Origin of the sequence: Haemophilus influenzae (genome assembly GCF_001457655.1) — a bacterium.
GTDB classification, from domain to species: Bacteria; Pseudomonadota; Gammaproteobacteria; order Enterobacterales; family Pasteurellaceae; genus Haemophilus; species Haemophilus influenzae.
The window spans coordinates 1,060,213-1,080,775 of sequence record NZ_LN831035.1; the positions used below are offsets into that span (position 1 = coordinate 1,060,213).

15 protein-coding genes are annotated in these 20,563 nt (G+C 38.2%); 6 read left to right on the top strand and 9 right to left on the bottom strand.

Going from position 1 to position 20,563, the window contains the following annotated elements:
• Positions 1 to 15 precede the first annotated feature (15 nt).
• The 8 genes from glnE to dksA form a co-directional block, all read right to left on the bottom strand.
• A complete protein-coding gene (glnE, locus tag AT683_RS05380; RefSeq protein ID WP_038440947.1) occupies positions 16 to 2,961 on the bottom strand; it encodes a bifunctional [glutamate--ammonia ligase]-adenylyl-L-tyrosine phosphorylase/[glutamate--ammonia-ligase] adenylyltransferase in 2,946 nt (981 codons plus the stop codon).
• Between the two features lie 5 nt (positions 2,962 to 2,966).
• Positions 2,967 to 3,902 (bottom strand): tRNA (adenosine(37)-N6)-dimethylallyltransferase MiaA, encoded by a 936-nt coding sequence (gene miaA / locus AT683_RS05385; protein WP_038440949.1) that lies wholly within the window; start codon positions 3,900 to 3,902, stop codon positions 2,967 to 2,969.
• A gap of 7 nt (positions 3,903 to 3,909) precedes the next feature.
• Positions 3,910 to 5,799 (bottom strand): DNA mismatch repair endonuclease MutL, encoded by a 1,890-nt coding sequence (gene mutL / locus AT683_RS05390; RefSeq protein ID WP_005689911.1) that lies wholly within the window; start codon positions 5,797 to 5,799, stop codon positions 3,910 to 3,912.
• On the bottom strand, positions 5,800 to 7,098 hold the full coding sequence (locus tag AT683_RS05395; RefSeq protein ID WP_038440953.1) for a LysM peptidoglycan-binding domain-containing protein: 1,299 nt from the start codon (positions 7,096 to 7,098) through the stop codon (positions 5,800 to 5,802). It lies immediately after the preceding gene.
• Positions 7,099 to 7,105: 7 nt separating this feature from the next.
• Positions 7,106 to 7,582 (bottom strand): tRNA (adenosine(37)-N6)-threonylcarbamoyltransferase complex ATPase subunit type 1 TsaE, encoded by a 477-nt coding sequence (gene tsaE, locus AT683_RS05400; protein ID WP_005693857.1) that lies wholly within the window; start codon positions 7,580 to 7,582, stop codon positions 7,106 to 7,108.
• Positions 7,583 to 7,657: 75 nt separating this feature from the next.
• Complete coding sequence (folK, locus tag AT683_RS05405; protein WP_011271807.1) at positions 7,658 to 8,140, bottom strand: 2-amino-4-hydroxy-6-hydroxymethyldihydropteridine diphosphokinase; 483 nt, start codon at positions 8,138 to 8,140, stop codon at positions 7,658 to 7,660.
• 8 nt (positions 8,141 to 8,148) lie between these two features.
• Entirely contained in the window at positions 8,149 to 9,507 is a 1,359-nt protein-coding gene (pcnB, locus tag AT683_RS05410) for a polynucleotide adenylyltransferase PcnB (RefSeq protein ID WP_038441450.1), read from the bottom strand.
• 247 nt (positions 9,508 to 9,754) lie between these two features.
• Positions 9,755 to 10,192: an RNA polymerase-binding protein DksA gene (dksA, locus tag AT683_RS05415; RefSeq protein WP_011271805.1), complete on the bottom strand. Its 438-nt coding sequence runs from the start codon at positions 10,190 to 10,192 to the stop codon at positions 9,755 to 9,757.
• A 258-nt stretch (positions 10,193 to 10,450) separates the two neighbouring features.
• Here dksA and AT683_RS05420 point away from each other — a divergent pair, with 258 nt between their 5' ends.
• From AT683_RS05420 to AT683_RS05445, 6 genes are all read left to right on the top strand, one after another.
• A complete protein-coding gene (locus AT683_RS05420) occupies positions 10,451 to 12,817 on the top strand; it encodes a DNA internalization-related competence protein ComEC/Rec2 (protein ID WP_038440955.1) in 2,367 nt (788 codons plus the stop codon).
• A gap of 40 nt (positions 12,818 to 12,857) precedes the next feature.
• Positions 12,858 to 14,621, top strand: a complete 1,764-nt coding sequence (gene msbA / locus AT683_RS05425; protein ID WP_038440957.1) for a lipid A ABC transporter ATP-binding protein/permease MsbA — start codon at positions 12,858 to 12,860, stop codon at positions 14,619 to 14,621.
• A gap of 72 nt (positions 14,622 to 14,693) precedes the next feature.
• Positions 14,694 to 15,692: a tetraacyldisaccharide 4'-kinase gene (gene lpxK / locus AT683_RS05430; RefSeq protein WP_038440958.1), complete on the top strand. Its 999-nt coding sequence runs from the start codon at positions 14,694 to 14,696 to the stop codon at positions 15,690 to 15,692.
• Positions 15,693 to 15,762: 70 nt separating this feature from the next.
• Entirely contained in the window at positions 15,763 to 16,527 is a 765-nt protein-coding gene (kdsB, locus tag AT683_RS05435) for a 3-deoxy-manno-octulosonate cytidylyltransferase (RefSeq protein ID WP_038440959.1), read from the top strand.
• Positions 16,528 to 16,672: 145 nt separating this feature from the next.
• On the top strand, positions 16,673 to 18,502 hold the full coding sequence (gene uvrC / locus AT683_RS05440; RefSeq protein WP_038440960.1) for an excinuclease ABC subunit UvrC: 1,830 nt from the start codon (positions 16,673 to 16,675) through the stop codon (positions 18,500 to 18,502).
• 97 nt (positions 18,503 to 18,599) lie between these two features.
• Positions 18,600 to 19,313 carry a TerC family protein gene (locus tag AT683_RS05445; RefSeq protein ID WP_038440962.1) on the top strand — a complete coding sequence of 238 codons (714 nt, stop codon included), beginning with the start codon at positions 18,600 to 18,602 and terminating at the stop codon, positions 19,311 to 19,313.
• Between the two features lie 52 nt (positions 19,314 to 19,365).
• Here the strand turns inward: AT683_RS05445 and uxuA are convergent, their stop codons facing one another.
• Positions 19,366 to 20,550: a mannonate dehydratase gene (uxuA, locus tag AT683_RS05450; RefSeq protein ID WP_011271799.1), complete on the bottom strand. Its 1,185-nt coding sequence runs from the start codon at positions 20,548 to 20,550 to the stop codon at positions 19,366 to 19,368.
• Positions 20,551 to 20,563: the final 13 nt, after the last annotated feature.

The window sequence follows — 20,563 nt, forward strand, 5'->3', positions numbered from 1 at the left end:
TCCACAAGCCATATTTTAGGATACAAATAACCTATCCCAAAATGCTTGAATAAATGACCGCTCTTTAACAAATTCACTGTCTTCCACAACGGTAGATTTACCCAACAAATTCAAATGATGAATAGTATTGCGTAAATCGACATAACTTTGTTTTAAAGCGTCGCAGTCTGTTTGACTAATAATTTTAGCCTCTGCCATATCATCGAAAATACGAACATTGTCTGACCATTTTGTCAGTTGTGGGTTTTGTGGGGCATTAGCAAGCATTAAATATTGAGCGATAAATTCAATATCAGTGATACCACCGCGATCTGTTTTAAGATTAAATTCATTATCTTTTGAATGAGACAAATGCGTGAACATTTTTTCTCGCATCTCAACAACATCTTGTTTTAATTGTTCAATATCTCGTGATGCAGAAAGCACTTGTTGGCGGATATGCTCAAATTTAGCTTTAAGAGATGATTCGCCAAATACTGGACGAGCGCGCACAAGTGCTTGTTTTTCCCATGTCCAAGCGTCATTCAATTGATAATGGGAAAATGCAGAAAGAGAGCAGCCAATTAAGCCAGCATTGCCAGAAGGGCGAAGGCGCATATCAGCCTCATAAAGTACGCCAGCGGAAGTATTTATGCTGAAAATACTCACAATCTTTTGTGCCAAGCGTAGGTAAAATTGATTGCTATCAATCACTTTTTTGCCCCCTGTTGTTTGACTTTCTACGGCATCGTACAAAAATACGAGGTCTAAATCGGATTTGTAACCGAGTTCAATACCACCCAGTTTTCCATAACCAATAACTAGAAATCTTTTTTCATCATTTTGTAAATGTTCAGGCACGCCAAATCTAGAGGAAACTTGTTTCCAAGCTAGATTCACAACCACTTCAATAATTGCTTCAGCAAGATAGGTTAAATGATCGCTTACCTTCATTACCGGTAATGCCCCCAAAATATCTGCCGCTGCTACTTTTAATAGGGTTGCTTGTTTAAATTGACGTAAAGCATCAATAAGCTGTTCTTCATCATCAGGTGGTAAACGAAGCAAATATTGGTGTAATTCTGCAGGATATTGGGTAAATGGCAATGGATGGCGTAGTGCTTCTGTATTAAGTAATTCATCTAATAAGATAGGGTGGCGGGCCAGCTGCTCTGAAATAAGTTGAGACTGCGCACAAAGTTCAATAACTTGCTGAAGTGCGTGATGATTTTCCAACAGTAGTTCTAAATAAGTCGTTCTGCTCGAAATTTTCTCAATAATATTTAGAATGCGGGGAAGCAAAGTGCGGTAATTTTCTTGAGCAAAAATAAGAGTAAATATCGCTGGCATTAAATGACTTAATACATCACGCCCACGTGAACCTATAATTCTGTGATTTAGGTTATTTTTGAATTGAACAAGTTGTTCTAAAATTTCATTAATATGATTTTCCGATACACTACTATCTAATAATGTTTGTTCAATATCCTCAAAATCTGATTCTAAAAAATCTTGCCATTGGCTATCCGTTGGCGAGGGTTCATTTTGTTCATTACCGATTAATTGAGTAAATACAGCCCGCACTTTTTCTTGTTTTTGTTGCAAAGTGCGGTAAAAATCGTCCCAATTTTCTATTGGATAATATTTTTCAATGGTTTGATTATTTTTATTTAAACAAGTAAATTTTTTACAGGCTTCTACTAAACGAATTTGATCTATTTCATCGGTTGGTAGTGTTTGAGTTTGTTGATCGTTAATAGCTTGTAGAATGTTTTCTACGCGACGTAAAAAAATATAACTTTCATGTAAATCGTGGAATTGTTGTTCGGTAATTAATCCTAGTTTGGTAATTTCAGGCAAGATCTTTAAGAGTGAATGTTGTTGCAGACTGATTTCTCGCCCGCCTCGAATGAGTTGAAAAACTTGCACGATAAATTCGACTTCACGAATTCCACCTGCCCCCAATTTAATATTATCTTTCAAACTACGACGGCGTACTTCTCGCTCAATTTTGCCTTTCATTTCTCGTAAAGATTGAATCACACTAAAGTCAATATAGCGACGATACACAAAGGGGCGTAACATTTTTTGCAATTTAGGTACGTTGGGATCCTTTGTTTGTGCGTCCAATACTCGCCCTTTAATCATCGCATAGCGTTCCCAATCTCGACCTTGATCTTGATAATATTGTTCCATTGCCGCAAAGCTGAGAACAAGCGCACCACTGTCGCCAAATGGGCGCAAGCGCATATCGGTTCGATATACAAAACCCTCAGCGGTAAATTCATCTAAGGCAGAAATAAGGCGTTGCCCTAAACGCGTAAAAAATTTTCCATTATCCACAGGACGTCGAGCATTAGTATTATTAATGCAAGTTTCCCCTTGTGACGGATAAGTGAAAATTAAATCAATATCCGAGGAAAAATTGAGTTCAAAGCCGCCTAATTTCCCCATGCCTAGAATATAAAGCTGTTGCGGGTTGCCTTGTTCATCCATTGGCGTACCCATTTCCGCACAGGCTTGATGATAAAGCCAACCGCGAGCAGCGATAATTAAACTTTCTGCAAGTTGTGAAAGCTGAACAAAAATTTCTTCTACAGTGGCAAGATTCAAACTTTGGCAAAAACTTAATTTTGCCATTTCAATGTTACGGAATTGGCGTAATGTTTGATAGAGTGCGGTTTCGTCATGTATATGGGCTAATTCTCTATTCAAACGTTCAGTATAGGCAGAGCAATCTGCAAAACTGGGGGATTTTTCCCACCATTGTTTCCCTAAGTGCGGGTATTTTTGCAAGACTTTTTCCACAAAGCCAGACATTGCCATAGCATAGCCTAATTGGTAAATAGGCAGTTCAGGGTGGTTTGAATTTTTTTGAATGGCGTCGTGAATTTTTTCTGGGGAAAGTTCTGGAAAAGATTGGTACAGAATTGTGCCAAGAGATTGTAATTTTTGTTCAATGAGGGCAGAAAGTGCGGTCATTTTTTCTAACCTTTTTGATAGGAATCTAAGTGACGTAATACGGTTTCTTTCGCTTGTTGAGGTTGCAAACTATCCAGCCATTGTATTGGTGTTTTCCAGCCGCGCAGCCAAGTGAGCTGGCGTTTAGCTAGCTGGCGAGTTGCACAAATACCACGGAAAATCATTTCTTCGTGATCGTAATCGCCTTGTAAATATTCCCACATTTGACGATAGCCTATACAGCGAATCGACGGTAGATTAATATTTAAATCGCCACGCGCATAAAGTTTTTCCACTTCAGCTTGAAAGCCCAGTTCAATCATTTTATGAAAGCGTTGTTCGATGCGTTCGTGCAAAATATGACGATCTTGCGGCGCAATTGCAAATTGCACAAAATCATAAGGCAAGGCTTCGCCTTTTTCTTCTGTTAGCTCAGTGAGTGATTTTCCCGTGATATAAAAAACCTCTAAAGCACGATTGATTCGTTGAGAATCACTTGGATTAATTCGGGCGGCAGAAATAGGATCGATTTTGGCGAGTTCTGTATGCAATGCTGCCCAACCTTGTTGAGCTGCTTTTTGTTCAAGCTCGGCGCGAATATTTTCATCAGCAGATGGCAAGGGAGAAAGCCCTTCGATTAAGGCTTTGTAATACAACATCGTGCCGCCCACTAGTAACGGAATTTTGCCTTGTGCGGTAATATCCGCCATTTCGCGTAGCGCATCATCGCGGAAATTCATTGCGGAATAGCTTTCTGATGGATCTAAAATATCAATTAAACGGTGAGGCGCAAGGGCAAGTTCTTCTTTTGATGGTTTCGCTGTGCCAATATCCATTCCCTTATAAATAAGAGCTGAATCCACACTAATCACTTCGACTGGAAGTTGGCTTCGTAGTTGAATGGCTAAATCCGTTTTGCCTGAGGCCGTAGGGCCCATTAAAAAAATTGCGGTTGGTTTCATGAAGAATCTAAATTTCGTCTAATAAAGGCTGCCAATTAACAGGTTTGAGTAATTGGGTGAATGCTGTGCGATTTGTTTGCGTGAGTAAACGTTCCGTCTCGCTCAATAAATTGAGTGCATCCGCTAAAGCGTTAAAGGTTTTGCATTCTAATTGTGCGCAAAGTGCGGTTAAAAATGATGATGAATTTTCATCTCTAGTCAGCATTTCCATCACGCATTTTTGTAGATTTTGTGTGCGTAATGCACTTGGCACTTTATTTAAGGTTAAGCGTAATTGTGCTTGATTTTCGATAAATTCAAAGCCAATTTTTTTGAAGTCATCTGAATATTGTTGCCATGCTTGAAATTGTGATTCGGTTAATCGGAACACGATTGGAATCAACAATGGTTGTTGTTCAATCTGTATTTGTTTTAACGCTAGTTGCCATCGCAAGCGTTGTAATTTTTCCAATGAAAGCAAAAAGAAATCTTGGTTCTGTTGTAATAACAACGCACGATTTTCAATAAGTGAAAGGGCTCGTAGATGTGATGAACACTCAATTATTTCAGTTGAGATGATTTTAGCTGTATCTGAAATATTTTGTTGTGCTGTATTCGATATATCCTTTTGCGCTGTAGGCGGTAACGTGCGTAACAATTCAGCATATAAACGTTGCTCAGTTTTACTCGGTGCATCAGAACGGTAATCTCGATAACCAGTACTTACATGATTTGGAAACACTGGTGTGTTAGAAAAGTGCGGTTGATTTTGCTGTGGTTTTTCATGATATTGTGGCGCAAAGCTATTTTGCCCCGCAGCTGCACGATTAGGACGAATGCTGTAATTCGGTTGGGGCTCACGCACCGTATTTTCTTCGTGATTTTCTACCGCACTTTGTTCAGTATGCCAATTAAGCTGTTCTTGATTGTTTAGTGCATGGCTGATGCCTTCGTAAATAAAATCATGAATCAGACGTTGTTGATGAAAGCGTACTTCATGTTTGGTTGGATGAACATTGACATCTACATCGTGCGGGTTTAAATCAATAAACAACACAAACGCAGGATAAGCATCGGTTGGTAAATATTGAGCATAGGCTTGTCGAATAGCATGGCTGATCACTTTATCTCTCACCATTCGACCATTAATATAGCAATAACTTAAATCATTTTGAGTTCGGCTAAAATTTGGTGTAGCTACCCAGCCAGATAAGTGTAAATCATCGTGTTTCCAATCAATTCGTAAGGCATTTTTGACAAAATCATCCCCACAAATAGCAGCGACTCGTTTTAGTTGCTGATTGAGCTGTTCAGCAGGACGATATTGACGGATAATTTTTCCATTATGCGTTAATGTAAATGCTGTGTTGAATTTCGTTAAAGCAATACGACGAATGACTTCATCAATATGCGCAAATTCTGTTTTATCTGTGCGCAAAAATTTTCGGCGGGCTGGCGTGTTGAAAAAAAGATTGGCAACTTCAACTGTTGTGCCGACAGGATGTGATGCGGGTTTGATTGTGGTTTCCATATCACGACCTTGCGCATAAACTTGCCACGCTTCAGTTTGTTCTTCGGTACGAGAAGTAAGGGTTAGGCGTGATACGGAACTGATACTAGCTAATGCCTCGCCACGAAAACCTAAACTTAAAATCGCTTCGAGATCATCAAGATCGGCTATTTTACTCGTGGCATGTCGTGCCAAAGCGAGGCTTAATTCTTCTTTTGGAATACCACAGCCATTGTCACGAATGCGGATTAAATTTGCCCCACCATTTTCGATATCAATTTGGATTTTATTTGCACCTGCATCAAGGCTATTTTCCACTAATTCTTTTACCACTGATGCAGGGCGTTCTACCACTTCTCCAGCAGCAATTTGGTTAGCAAGTTGTGGGGAAAGAATTTTAATAGGCATTTATTTTTCTCTTAATTTTATTTTTTGTCCTGTAATAACTTTGCCATTTTTTAAATGTGGATTTAGGCTCAATAGTATATTTACTGGAATGTTATATTCCCTCGAAATAGCATAAAGTGTTTGGTTTTTTGTTACTTTATGATAGAGCGGAATTATATTTTTTTGATTATTAGTTTGTGTATTTTTCTCTTTTTTTAAATCTTTATTGGTATTATTTACTAAGCTATTTTGTTTTTTATGAAAATCATTTTCTTTAATTGTTAATGATTTATTTTTTATCTCGACATTATCAGGGATTTTAATACTTTCATTTAGCCAAAGTGTTTTTCTCTTTAATTGATTTAATTTAATAATATCAGAGACTTTTACGTGATATTTATTTGATAAGCTACCTAAACTTTCTCCTTTTTTTACAATATGGCGAATGCCACTGTCTTTAATATTATCTTCATTTATATTTTGTTCTGAAGTGCGGTTATTTTTCCCTGATTTTTTTATATCGTTTTGTTTGATGTTTTGCACTAAATTGTCTTTAACTAAAGTGTTGGTTTTACCGCTATGGAATGCAACTAAGCCTTCATAAATCATATAAGCAATGCGGCGACGATAAGTTTGGGAATTAAGTTTTTTTTCTTCTTCTGAATTGGAAAGAAATCCAGTTTCTACCAACACAGAAGGAATATCTGGCGAACGTAGAACACCCAGACTTGCATGTTGTGGCGTACTGCGACTTAATGTTGTTACTTTAGCAAAATGGTGCAAAATATGTTCGCCTAACACATAGCCTGTACGTTGGCTATGTCCGAATTGCAGATCAAGTACAGTCTGGTCAAGATATTTGTCATTATTGTGTGAAAGCACCTTTCCCGCTCCACCAAGTAATTCCGAGCGTTTTTCATCGTCTTCTAACCATTGACCCATTTCATCATTGGCTCGACGGTTTGACAATACCCAAACAGAAGCCCCGCGACGATCAGGTGATTTAGATGAATCGGCATGAATGGAAATAAGATAATTCGCTTTAAATTTACGTGCGATTTCTGAACGTTCTGGCACGGAAATATAATAATCACTTTTACGCGTTAATACACCACGAAAATGTGGATCTTTATCTAATAAGGCTTTTAATTCTTTTGCAATTGAAAGGGTAACATTTTTTTCATAAATACCTAAATTTCGGCCGATTGCACCAGGATCTTTTCCTCCGTGACCAGGGTCAATTGCAATCGTAATAGGAGCTGCAAAAATAGAAAAGCTAAATGTCGAGAAAAAAAGAAAAAATAAAATTTTAGTTTTCATAAATAAGTTAATTAGAAAATGCGCTTATAATATTTTTACCCAAATTTGTTTGTGCGATTAATTCAATATTTCGTGCATCATCGTAATAATCAATATTCACTAAAATATCAGCTTCTGGCAATATGCCTTGACCTTTTTCTGACCATTCAATTAAGCAGATGCTATCTGTATTAAAATAATCTCTAATGCCCATAAATTCGAGCTCTTCAGGATCTGCTAGACGATATAAATCAAAATGATAAATCATTTTGCCTGCAATATTGTATTCTTCAACCAGCGTATAAGTTGGGCTTTTTACATTACCTTGATGACCGATGCCTTGCAACATTCCGCGCGTTAGCGTTGTTTTTCCTGCCCCAAGATCACCGTTAAGATAAACCATAATTGCTTTTTCGGTATGCAATTTTAAAAGAATTTCTGCGAATTTTTTGCCGAAGCGAAGCATAGAAAATTCATCAGGGATATATTGAGTTAAGCTTTCCATAACGGGTCATGAATGAAGAAAAATGTGGGCTGATTCTACCGCACTTTTGAGGTTCATAAAAGTGCGGTGAAATTTCTAGGGATTTAATTTTATCATTTTGTGGTCAGCAAATTGCTTGACCAGCTCTGTTATGATTTGACTATTTGGTAAAACTAAATCCGATGCGATTTCAAACAACGGCACAATGACAAACTCACGGTTATGCATATCATAATGGGGAATTATTAAGCGTTCGTTTTGAATAATTTCATTGCCGTAGAGCAAAATATCTAAATCTAACGTGCGTTCGCCCCAGCGACGTAAACGCACTCGACCTTGCTCGTTTTCAATACGTTGTAATTCATCTAATAGCTTGAGCGGACTAAGTTCGGTTTCAATTTTTGCAACGGCATTCACATAATCGGGTTGATCTTGTGGGCCGAGCGGTTTGCTTTTATAAAAAGAGCTCGTCGTTACTAAATGCGTGTTTGGTAACTGACTTATCGCTTTAAGCGCAGCATGTAATTGTTCTACTGGTGTGTTTAAATTGCTACCTAGAGCAATATATGCAGTAATCATATCTCCCCTTACTCTGCTGAACGTGTTATTTTACGACGGCGTGGACGGTAGTATTTTTTCTTTGGTTTAGGATGTAAGCGTTGTTGCTCGTGTATCAACTGTTCGCGCTGTTCACCATTACTAAATTGATATTCGTGCCACCATTTGGCTAATTCAATGGTTTCGCCACCTTCAATTTCTGCACGCATAGCCAGTAAATCAAAGCCAGCACGGAATTTTGGATGTTCCATGGTACGCATTGGTGCTGAGCCAGTACGTTTTAATAATTGCAATTGTAAGAACCAAATGTCACGAATGACCGCAGTATGACGACGTGGTGCAGCCAAAGCACGGCAGAATAAGTCTAAAACTTCATTGCCTGCTAAAGCATAAGCATCATGATTATTTAAACCACCTTCATTTTTTAAAATTTCCACTTTTTCGCACAATGGATACCAGAAAAATGCTGCAAATAAGAATGCAGGATTAATACGAAGTTTATCCGCAACACGTTCATCTGTCGAACTAAGGGCGGTAACGATCATACGTTCTGCAAAGCTATCTTCTTTCTCTGTAAAATATGCGCTTAATGCAGGGAAAAGTTGTTCAAATAAACTATATTGGCGTAATAACCGATAGGTTTTTACCCCTTGTCCTGCCTGCAATAATTTTAAACTTTCGTCAAATAAGCGAGCTGGTGGAATATTTTTTAATAAAGGTGCAAGTTCACGAATTGGCTGTTCACTTGGTTTTTCAAGGAACATATCAAGTTTTGCCATAAAACGAATTGAGCGTAGCATGCGCACAGGATCTTCTTGATAACGTGTAACAGGATCGCCAATTAAGCGTAGCTTGCCTGCTTTGAGATCCTTAATGCCCTCGAAATAATCTCGTAACGTATTATCTTGCGGATTGTAATACAGTGCATTGACCGTAAAATCACGGCGTGCTGCATCTTGTTCGATCGTACCGTAAACATTATCGCGCAGTAACATGCCTTCATTGCTCTGTTTCGCTTGATTTTCATTGCGAGCATCACTGTGATTAGCACGGAAAGTGGCGACTTCAATAATATCTCGACCAAACATAATATGTGCTAAGCGGAAACGGCGACCCACTAAACGACATTGGCGTTGAAAAATGTTTTGGATTTGCTCTGGGCGAGCATTTGTTGCAACATCAAAATCTTTTGGTTTTTTACCGAGCAATAAATCACGGATACATCCACCGACGATATAAGCCTCGAAACCTTGACGTTGCAGTTTTTCCACTACATTGAGAGCATTACGGCTAAAATCACTCGGAGAAATATCAAATTGAGCCGCTTTAATCACATTTTTATCATAGCGACGTGTTTGTTCCGATTTTTTTGCTCGCGCTTTTGGCATTTGGCTATTAGAACGCTCAACTCGTTTAGAATGAGCACTTGTTTTGGCAACCTCTTTTGATTTTTTTGTCTTCTTGCCAAACAAATTTTTGATATAAGTAAGAATAATTTACTCCGTTTTGTTGTTGGAAATAAATGACTTGGCTCTTTTCTTGTAAAGAAAAAGGCAAGTGGATTTTCCTGCATTTTTAAATGCAAAAAAGTGCGGCTAATTTTAACCGCACTTTTGTATTTTTCAATAGAATGAATTAACCAGCGACTTGTTTTTCGCGGATTTCAGCTAAAGTTTTGCAATCAATGCAAAGATCTGCTGTTGGGCGCGCTTCTAAACGGCGAATGCCGATTTCTTCACCACAACAATCGCAGTAACCAAAATCATCGGTATCAAGTTTCTTCAAGGTTGCTTCGATTTTTTTCATTAGTTTACGTTCGCGATCTCGATTACGTAATTCTAGACTAAATTCCTCTTCTTGAGTTGCTCGGTCTGCAGGATCGGGGAAATTGGTTACTTCATCCTGCATATGTGCAACGGTGCGAGAAGCTTCTTCCACGATTTGCTCGTGCCAAGCATTAAGAATTTTTCTGAAATGAAGAATTTGCTCTTCATTCATATATTCTTCATCTTTTTTCATTTGATAAGGCTTAACGCCTGCTAAATCTAGCAAGCTCAATGATGCTTTTGACATCTCTCACTCCTAATACATACAGAATTAAGCGTGGACTTCACGACTTCCTGTCTTGTTATTTTAGTTTGTTCCTGACTGCTATTTTAGGAACCCAATTTTTGCGGGCGGTATAAATATCAGAAGTTGTTTGTTTTAGCAAGTAAATTTTCCTGAAAAATTTATTTTTACGATATGGATCGCAAAATTTGAAGCAACCGTTTGCATATTTAAATAAAACTAGCCTAGTCTTAGAGAGACTGGAATTAATTTTTTATAAAAATGAAATTAAACTTAATAACTTTAGCTGTCTTGTTAATTGTCGCGGATTTAACGTTGTTATTTCTACCGCAACCGTTGCTATTGCCTTGGCAAGTTGCTCTCGTTATTGCGCTTGTTTTGATTTTTCTTTTTATTTTCTTGCGTAGAAATTTCTTAGTTAGCCTTGCTTTTTTTGTTGCCTCTCTTGGCTATTTTCATTATTCGGCTTTGAGTTTATCACAACAAGCTCAAAATATTACCGCTCAAAATCAAGTGGTAACTTTTAAGATTCAAGAAATTTTGCACCAACAGGATTATCAAACGCTTATCGCCACAGCAACATTGGAGAATAATTTGCAAGAACAACGAATTTTCTTAAATTGGAAAGCGAAAGAGGTGCCTCAATTATCGGAAATTTGGCAAGCTGAAATTTCTTTACGTCCCCTTTCTGCGCGATTAAATTTTGGTGGGTTTGATCGGCAACAATGGTATTTTTCAAAAGGAATTACGGCTGTTGGAACGGTAAAAAGTGCGGTGAAAATTGCGGATGTTTCATCATTGCGTGCAGAAAAATTGCAACAAGTGAAAAAACAAACAGAAGGGTTGTCCTTACAAGGTTTATTGATTGCCTTAGCTTTTGGCGAACGGGCTTGGTTAGATAAAACCACTTGGTCAATTTACCAACAAACCAATACTGCGCATCTTATTGCTATTTCTGGCTTACATATTGGGTTGGCTATGGGAATTGGATTTTGCTTGGCGCGTGTTGTGCAAGTCTTTTGCCCCACCCGTTTTATTCATCCTTATTTTCCTTTAGTTTTTGGTGTTTTATTTGCTTTAATTTATGCGTATTTGGCTGGTTTTAGTGTGCCAACTTTTCGTGCCATTTCAGCACTTGTTTTCGTTTTATTTATTCAAATAATGAGGCGACATTATTCGCCCATTCAGCTTTTTACGTTGGTTGTCGGATTCTTGCTTTTCTGCGATCCATTAATGCCGCTTTCGGTCAGTTTTTGGCTTTCTTGTGGAGCGGTTGGGTGTTTGCTCCTCTGGTATCGTTATGTGCCTTTTTCACTTTTTCAATGGAAAAATCGCCCTTTTGCTCCAAAAGTGCGGTGGATTTTTAGTTTATTTCATTTGCAATTTGGGTTATTGCTCTTTTTTACGCCTTTGCAACTTTTTCTATTTAATGGCTTATCGTTAAGTGGATTTTTAGCCAATCTTATGGCGGTTCCAATTTATAGTTTTTTGCTTGTGCCATTAATTTTATTTGCCGTTTTTACTAACGGCACAATGTTTTCTTGGCAACTAGCAAACAAGTTAGCCGAAGGAATTACTGGGTTAATTTCTGTTTTTCAAGGGAATTGGTTTAATGTTTCATTTAATTTAGCATTGGTTTTAACCGCACTTTGTGCAGGAATTTTTATGTTAATTATTTGGAGTATTTATCGAGAACCAGAGGTTTCATCATCAACTTGGAAAATTAAACGACCAAGATTTTTTACATTGAATCTCAGTAAACCTTTGCTAAAAACTGATCGAATCAACGTTTTGCGATGTTCTTTCGGCATTATTCTTATGTGTTTTATGATTTTGTTGTTTAAACAATTGAGCAAGCCAACTTGGCAGGTAGATACTTTAGATGTGGGGCAGGGCTTGGCAACGCTGATTGTGAAAAATGGCAAAGGGATTCTTTATGATACGGGTTCTTCTTGGCGAGGTGGAAGTATGGCTGAGTTGGAAATTTTGCCTTATTTACAAAGAGAAGGGATTGTTTTGGAAAAATTGATTTTAAGCCACGACGATAACGATCACGCAGGTGGTGCTTCGACAATTTTAAAGGCGTATCCCAATGTGGAATTGATTACCCCTTCACGGAAAAACTATGGGGAAAATTACCGCACTTTTTGTACTGCTGGGCGTGATTGGCATTGGCAAGGGTTGCATTTTCAAATACTTTCTCCTCACAACGTTGCGACACGAGCTGATAATCCCCATTCTTGTGTGATTTTAGTCGATGATGGAAAGAATAGCGTTTTGCTAACTGGCGATGCTGAAGCAAAAAATGAGCAAATTTTTGCCCGCACTTTAGGCAAAATCGATGTGTTGCAAGTGGGGCATCATGGGAGTAAAACATCGACAAGTGAATACTTGCTTTCTCAGGTTAGACCAGATGTAGCGATTATTTCTAGTGGGCGTTGGAATCCGTGGAAATTCCCTCATTATTCGGTTATGGAAAGGCTTCATCGCTATAAAAGTGCGGTAGAAAATACCGCTGTTTCGGGGCAAGTGCGGGTAAATTTTTTTCAAGACCGATTAGAAATCCAGCAAGCTCGCACAAAATTTTCCCCTTGGTATGCGCGTGTAATTGGATTATCAAAGGAATAAAAGGTACAATGCGTGCAATTTTTACTATTAGATAGCGATTATGCAAGAGCAAAAATTACAAGAAAATGATTTTTCAACCTTACAAACGTTTAAGCGTTTGTGGCCAATGATTAAACCTTTTAAAGCGGGGCTTATTGTTTCTGGCGTCGCGTTAGTTTTTAATGCATTGGCTGACTCAGGCTTGATTTATTTGTTAAAACCGTTGTTGGACGATGGTTTTGGTAAGGCAAACCATTCATTTTTGAAAATGATGGCTTTTGTCGTCGTTGGGATGATTATTTTACGCGGCATTACCAACTTTATTTCTAATTATTGCTTGGCGTGGGTATCAGGCAAAGTTGTCATGACAATGCGTCGCCGCTTGTTTAAACATTTAATGTTTATGCCAGTGAGTTTCTTTGATCAAAATTCAACAGGGCGTTTACTTTCTCGGATTACTTATGATTCCCAAATGATTGCAAGTTCTTCTTCAGGATCTTTGATTACAATTGTGCGAGAAGGAGCATATATTATTTCGCTATTGGCAGTGATGTTTTATACCAGTTGGGAATTAACAATTGTGCTTTTTATTATAGGTCCAATCATTGCTGTTTTAATTCGTTTGGTATCAAAAATTTTTCGTAGATTAAGTAAGAACTTACAAGATTCAATGGGTGAACTTACGTCTGCTACAGAACAGATGTTAAAAGGTCATAAAGTTGTGCTTTCTTTCGGAGGGCAACATGTGGAAGAAGTACATTTTAATCATGTTAGTAATGATATGCGTCGAAAAAGCATGAAAATGGTGACAGCAAATTCCATTTCTGATCCTGTGGTGCAAGTTATTGCATCTCTCGCATTAGCTACGGTGCTCTATTTAGCTACCACTCCATTGATTGCAGAAGATAATTTGAGTGCAGGCTCATTTACAGTGGTATTTTCTTCAATGTTAGCTATGATGCGTCCGTTAAAATCATTAACTGCGGTGAATGCACAATTTCAAAGTGGAATGGCAGCATGTCAAACGCTATTTGCCATTTTAGATTTAGAGCCAGAAAAAGATAACGGGGCTTATAAAGCAGAACCTGCGAAAGGCGAGTTAGAATTTAAAAATGTGAGTTTTGCATATCAAGGAAAAGATGAACTTGCATTAAATAATATTTCTTTTAGCGTTCCAGCTGGAAAAACCGTAGCTCTAGTGGGACGTTCTGGATCGGGCAAATCAACCATTGCTAATTTAGTGACACGTTTTTACGATATTGAGCAAGGCGAGATTTTACTTGATGGCGTAAATATCCAAGATTATCGTTTATCTAATTTACGTGAAAACTGCGCTGTGGTTTCTCAACAAGTCCATTTATTTAACGATACTATTGCGAATAATATTGCTTATGCAGCACAAGATAAGTATTCTCGCGAAGAAATTATCGCTGCAGCAAAAGCGGCTTATGCTTTAGAGTTTATCGAAAAATTACCGCAAGGTTTTGATACGGTAATTGGCGAAAATGGCGCTAGCCTATCAGGTGGGCAACGTCAGCGTTTAGCGATTGCTCGTGCTTTATTGCGTAATTCGCCAGTATTAATTTTAGATGAAGCTACATCTGCACTAGATACGGAATCAGAACGAGCAATCCAATCTGCATTAGAGGAATTAAAGAAAGATCGCACGGTTATTGTGATTGCCCATCGATTATCTACTATTGAAAATGCGGATGAAATTCTTGTGATTGATCACGGAGAAATTCGTGAGCGTGGCAACCATAAAACATTGCTTGAACAAAATGGTGCCTATAAACAGTTGCATAGTATGCAGTTTACTGGCTAATTTATTGATTATCGAAAACGCGAGTTGAAAAACTCGCGTTATTTTATCCGCACTTATTAGAAAGGATTTTCTATGCCCTTCTGGTATTCCAACTCCAAACTTATTTGGCTCTTATCGCCTTTTTCTTTATTGTTTTGGTTGATTAGCCAACTTCGTCGCGCCTTATTCTCTTTGGGGCTGAAGTCTTCTTATCGCGCACCAAAACCAGTGATAATTGTGGGAAATTTGTCTGTGGGTGGAAATGGCAAAACGCCTGTGGTTGTTTGGCTTGTGGAAGAATTAAAAAAACGAGGTTTGCGCGTAGGTGTGATTTCTCGTGGTTATGGAAGCAAATCTAAAACGTATCCGTTATGCGTTACTGAAAATACGCATCCGATTGAAGGTGGTGATGAACCTGTATTGATTGCTAAACGCACTAATGCTCCAGTCGTGATTTCCCCGAATCGCCAACAAGCGATTGAATTACTCTTAAGCCAAGCAGAGTGCGATATTATTATTTCTGATGATGGTTTACAGCATTATCAATTACAGCGTGATTTGGAAATTGTAGTAATGGACGCTGAACGCGCATTGGGAAATGGTTTTGTATTGCCAGCAGGTCCATTGCGAGAATTACCAAGTCGATTAAAATCCGTAGATTTTGTGATCACTAATGGTGGAAAAAATCAGTATTCAGATGCAGTTATGCGTCTTGTGCCTCATTTCGCGATTAATTTAAAAACCAATGAAAAACGCCAATTAAATGAATTTCAATCAGGTGTTGCCATAGCAGGGATTGGCAATCCACAGCGTTTTTTCACTATGCTAGAAAAGTTAGGGATTCAGTTACAGCAAACTCGAGCATTTCAAGATCATCAACATTTTGAAGCCTCTCAATTAGAAAAACTTGCTGAAAATCAACCGCTCTTTATGACGGAAAAAGATGCCGTAAAATGCCAATCTTTTGCTAAAGATAATTGGTGGTATGTCCCTGTGGATGCAGAAATTATTGAGGCTGAAAAACAACGTGAAAATTTACCGCACTTTTGGAGCAAAATAGACAAACTTGTGGCGCAATATAGAAATGGCTGAAAAGATTAATCCCAAGTTGTTTTGATTGCTTGCCGATAAAGCTGAAATATTAAAGAATAAGGAATAAACTATGTCATTTACCGTGATTATCCCCGCTCGTTTTGCATCAAGTCGTTTGCCTGGAAAACCTCTTGCTGATATTGTGGGTAAGCCAATGATTCAACATGTATTTGAGAAAGCATTGCAGTCTGGGGCGAGCCGAGTGATTATTGCCACCGATAATGAAAATGTTGCTGATGTTGCCAAAAGTTTTGGTGCTGAAGTCTGTATGACTTCGGTTAATCATAATTCTGGTACAGAGCGTTTAGCGGAAGTTGTAGAAAAATTAGCGATTCCCGACAATGAAATCATTGTCAATATCCAAGGCGATGAGCCTTTGATTCCACCCGTTATCGTGCGACAAGTGGCAGATAATTTAGCAAAATTTAACGTGAATATGGCAAGCCTTGCGGTAAAAATTCATGATACTGAGGAATTATTTAATCCAAATGCAGTGAAAGTATTAACAGATAAAGATGGCTATGTGCTGTATTTTTCCCGTTCGGTTATTCCTTACGATCGTGATCAGTTTATGAATTTACAGGATATTCAGAAAGTACAGCTTTCTGACGCTTACTTACGTCATATTGGCATTTACGCGTATCGTGCTGGTTTTATAAAACAATATGTGCAATGGGCACCGACTCAACTTGAAAATCTAGAAAAACTTGAGCAGCTTCGTGTGTTATATAACGGCGAACGTATTCACGTAGAACTTGCGAAAGAAGTGCCTGCAGTGGGGGTGGATACTGCTGAAGATTTGGAAAAAGTGCGGTTGATTTTGGCGAAGGATTAAATACTTGGCTCCCCCTGCTTGTGGGGGGAGCTGCCGAAGGCTGAGGGGGGATAAATTTAACATCGCAAGCCCCCTTTTGCTCTTTAGGCTCTTTCCCCCGAAAGCAGGGAAGGCAAGATGTCTTTTGTTATTGGTAAAATATTCTATGTTCAATCCCAAAAAATTCCTCGCGGATGTCTCTCACGAACCTGGTGTTTATCGTATGTATGACGATAAAGATCAGGTTATTTATGTTGGGAAAGCAAAGGATTTAAAAAAACGTCTTTCAAGCTATTTTCGTAAAAATCTGAGCAGTAAAAAAACAGAGGCGTTGGTTGCGTCAATTCATCATATTGACACCACGCTAACTTCATCTGAAACGGAAGCTTTACTGCTAGAGCATAATTTCATCAAGCTTTATCAGCCTCGCTATAACGTATTATTGCGTGATGATAAATCCTATCCATTTATTTTATTAACCAAAGAACGCCACCCAAGAATTACTTCTTATCGTGGTTCTAAAAAATTTGCAGGCGAATATTTCGGGCCTTATCCTCACGCAGGGGCTGTGCGTGAAACTTTGTCGCTTTTGCAAAAACTTTTTCCTGTTCGCCAATGTGAAAATTCCGTTTATTCCAACCGCTCTCGTCCTTGTTTGCAGTATCAAATTGGGCGTTGTTCCGCGCCTTGTGTACAGGGATATGTTTCCGATGAAGAATATAATCAGCAAGTTGAATTAGCCCGCTTATTTTTACAAGGCAAAGATCAACAGGTGTTAGATTATTTAATCGGTAAAATGGAGCAGGCAAGCAGAAATTTAGATTTTGAACAGGCTGCTCGTTATCGCGATCAAATTCAGGCTGTGCGTTCGGTTATAGAAAAACAATTTGTATCCAATGAGCGTTTAGATGATATGGATATTATGTCTATCGCTTACCAACACGGGTTAGCCTGTGTACAGGTAATGTTTATTCGTCAAGGAAAAGTGCTAGGCAATCGCAGTTATTTCCCAAAAGTCCCCGCCAATACGGATTTATCGGAACTTACCGAAACTTTTGTGGGGCAATTTTATTTACAAGGTCATCAAGGACGAAGTATCCCGAATAGCATTATTGTGGATCGTCAATTAGCTGAAAAATCAGAGCTTGAGCAACTTCTTAGCGAGCAAGCGGGCAGAAAAGTGACGATTCAAGAAAGCGTAAAAGGCGATAAGAGTAAATACTTACAGCTCGCACAAGTTAATGCTAAAGCGGCTTTAAATGTACAACTTAAACAATCTTCACGAATGTCAGAGCGTTATCAAGCGTTGTGTGATCTGTTAAATCTTCCTGAAATTAAGCGTATGGAATGTTTCGATATAAGCCACACGATGGGAAATCAAACGGTAGCATCTTGTGTTGTTTTTAATAAAGAAGGTCCACTGAAATCTGATTATCGCCGTTTTAATATTGAAGGCATTACTGGCGGAGATGATTATGCTGCGATGGAACAAGCGTTGCAGAAACGTTATGAGCGTGATTTAGAAGAAGATAAAATTCCCGATATTATTTTTATTGATGGTGGAAAAGGGCAGTTAAATCGAGCATTGAACGTGTTCCAACATCTTCAAGTAAAATGGGATAAAAATAGACCGCACTTAATTGGCGTGGCAAAAGGGGTTGATCGTCGAGCAGGGCAGGAAGTACTGATTATCAGCAAACAAGACCGCGAAATTCATTTGCCTGATGATAGTTTGGCATTGCATTTGATTCAACATATCCGTGATGAAAGCCATAATCACGCAATAAGCGGACACCGTAAAAAACGTCAAAAAGCCTTTACACAAAGTGGTTTAGAAACCATTGAAGGAGTGGGAGCTAAACGTCGTCAGGCTTTACTGAAATATCTTGGTGGTTTACAAGGTGTGAAAAAGGCGACCTTAGATGAAATAGCCTCTGTACCGGGCATTTCCCCTAAACTTGCTGAAAGGATTTTTGAAACGCTTAAAAACGACTAATCAATCATTTCTCAAATATAAATAACGATTGCTTTTCGTCATAAAGCCATTATGATCTGTATTTTCGGATTTATTTAACTCAATTATAGGAAAAATTATGTTTGAATGGATTGCAGATCCTGAAGCGTGGATATCACTTGTGACACTTGCGGCTTTAGAGATCGTTTTAGGAATCGACAATATTATTTTTATTAACATCCTAGTTGGACGTTTACCTGAAAGCCAACGCCAGTCTGGTCGTATTATTGGACTTGGTTTAGCAATGCTGACAAGAATTTTACTTTTAATGTCACTTGCTTGGATTATGAAACTTACTGCACCATTATTTACTCTGTTTAATCAAGCAATTTCTGGGCGTGATTTGATTTTATTAATCGGAGGTTTATTCCTGATTATAAAAAGCTTTGGGGAAATTAAAGAGGCAATAAATCATCAAGAACACCATAATTCTGAAAGCAAAAACAAAGTGAGTTATTTTGGCGTATTAATTCAAATTGCAGTGCTAGATATTGTTTTTTCTTTAGATTCTGTGATTACAGCAGTAGGTATGGCAAGCCACCTTCCTGTGATGATTTTGGCGATTATGATTGCCGTGGGGGTGATGATGTTTGCGGCAAAACCAATCGGCAATTTTGTAGATACACATCCAACGTTGAAAATTCTAGCTTTAGCTTTCTTAATTTTAGTCGGAATTAGTTTAATTGCAGAAAGTTTGGATATTCACATCCCGAAAGGTTACATCTATTTTGCAATGGGATTCTCTGTTGTGGTCGAGATGATCAATATTCGAATGAGAAGATTGATGAAATAAATTAGAAGTGCGGTCGATAAAAATAATGTTTTTTATGACCGCACTTTTTCTTTTACTTATTGAAATACACTTTTTTTAGTGCCATCTCTAAACCGCGAAATTCAGCTAGACCTTTTAACCGACCAATGGCAGAGTAGCCAGGGTTGGTTTTTTTACGTAAGTCATCCAACATTTGATGCCCATGATCTGGGCGCATTGGGATTAAACGCGTTTCTCCTTGATTTAATCGACGATATTCTTCATTTAATAAGGCTTTTACCACATTAAACATATCTACGTCTCCTTCTAGATGAGCTGCTTCATGGAAGGTTAGTGGATTATCTTCACGTTGAGTAGAACGTAAATGTGCGAAGTAAATACGATCTGCAAATTGTTCTGTCATTTTTACGAGATCATTATCGGAGCGTACGCCATAAGAACCCGTACACATTGTAAAACCATTTGCTGGTAATGGTTGAGTTTCTACAAACCATTGCATATCTTCAATAGTTGAAACTATGCGCGGTAAGCCTAAGATTGGGCGTGGAGGATCATCTGGATGAATCGCCATTTTGATTCCTACTTCTTGGGCAACAGGTACGATCTCATTTAAAAAATAAGCCAAATGCGTACGGAATTTTTCGGGTGAAATATCTTTATAGCGATCTAATTGAGTTTGAAATTCATCAAGAGTATAACCTTCTTCTGCACCGGGTAAGCCCGCAATAATATTACGCGTTAATTGCGTTATATCTTGCTCTGACATCTTGTCATAATAGGTTCTTGCTGCAACTTGTTCTTCTTGATTATAGGCTTTTTCTGCATCAGGACGTTTTAAAATATGAAGTTCAAATGCTGCGAAAGCGATATGATCAAAGCGCAATGCTTTAGAACCATCTGGTAATTCATAAGCGAGATCAGTACGAGTCCAGTCTAAAACAGGCATAAAATTGTAACAAACAGTGTCAATTCCGCATTGAGCAAGATTGCGAAGAGTTTGTTTATAGTTATTAATCCATTTTTGATAATTTCCAGTCTGAGTTTTAATCTCTTCATGAACTGGTACACTTTCCACTACTGACCAGCTTAAACCAGCATTCTCTATTTCAGTTTTGCGTTTTTTAATTTCTTCGATACTCCACACTTCACCGTTAGGAATATGGTGAAGTGCAGTGACTATACCAGTTGCGCCTGCTTGACGAATATCAGATAAAGAAACAGGATCTTTTGGTCCATACCAACGCCATGCTTGTTCCATTTTTAACTCCTAT

Coding starts and splice junctions, on each gene's coding strand:
- glnE (WP_038440947.1), bottom strand. CDS start 2,961: ATGACCGCACTTTCTGCCCTCATTGAACAAAAATTACAATCTCTTGGC.
- miaA (WP_038440949.1), bottom strand. CDS start 3,902: ATGAAACCAACCGCAATTTTTTTAATGGGCCCTACGGCCTCAGGCAAA.
- mutL (WP_005689911.1), bottom strand. CDS start 5,799: ATGCCTATTAAAATTCTTTCCCCACAACTTGCTAACCAAATTGCTGCT.
- AT683_RS05395 (WP_038440953.1), bottom strand. CDS start 7,098: ATGAAAACTAAAATTTTATTTTTTCTTTTTTTCTCGACATTTAGCTTT.
- tsaE (WP_005693857.1), bottom strand. CDS start 7,582: ATGGAAAGCTTAACTCAATATATCCCTGATGAATTTTCTATGCTTCGC.
- folK (WP_011271807.1), bottom strand. CDS start 8,140: ATGATTACTGCATATATTGCTCTAGGTAGCAATTTAAACACACCAGTA.
- pcnB (WP_038441450.1), bottom strand. CDS start 9,507: ATGCCAAAAGCGCGAGCAAAAAAATCGGAACAAACACGTCGCTATGAT.
- dksA (WP_011271805.1), bottom strand. CDS start 10,192: ATGTCAAAAGCATCATTGAGCTTGCTAGATTTAGCAGGCGTTAAGCCT.
- AT683_RS05420 (WP_038440955.1), top strand. CDS start 10,451: ATGAAATTAAACTTAATAACTTTAGCTGTCTTGTTAATTGTCGCGGAT.
- msbA (WP_038440957.1), top strand. CDS start 12,858: ATGCAAGAGCAAAAATTACAAGAAAATGATTTTTCAACCTTACAAACG.
- lpxK (WP_038440958.1), top strand. CDS start 14,694: ATGCCCTTCTGGTATTCCAACTCCAAACTTATTTGGCTCTTATCGCCT.
- kdsB (WP_038440959.1), top strand. CDS start 15,763: ATGTCATTTACCGTGATTATCCCCGCTCGTTTTGCATCAAGTCGTTTG.
- uvrC (WP_038440960.1), top strand. CDS start 16,673: ATGTTCAATCCCAAAAAATTCCTCGCGGATGTCTCTCACGAACCTGGT.
- AT683_RS05445 (WP_038440962.1), top strand. CDS start 18,600: ATGTTTGAATGGATTGCAGATCCTGAAGCGTGGATATCACTTGTGACA.
- uxuA (WP_011271799.1), bottom strand. CDS start 20,550: ATGGAACAAGCATGGCGTTGGTATGGACCAAAAGATCCTGTTTCTTTA.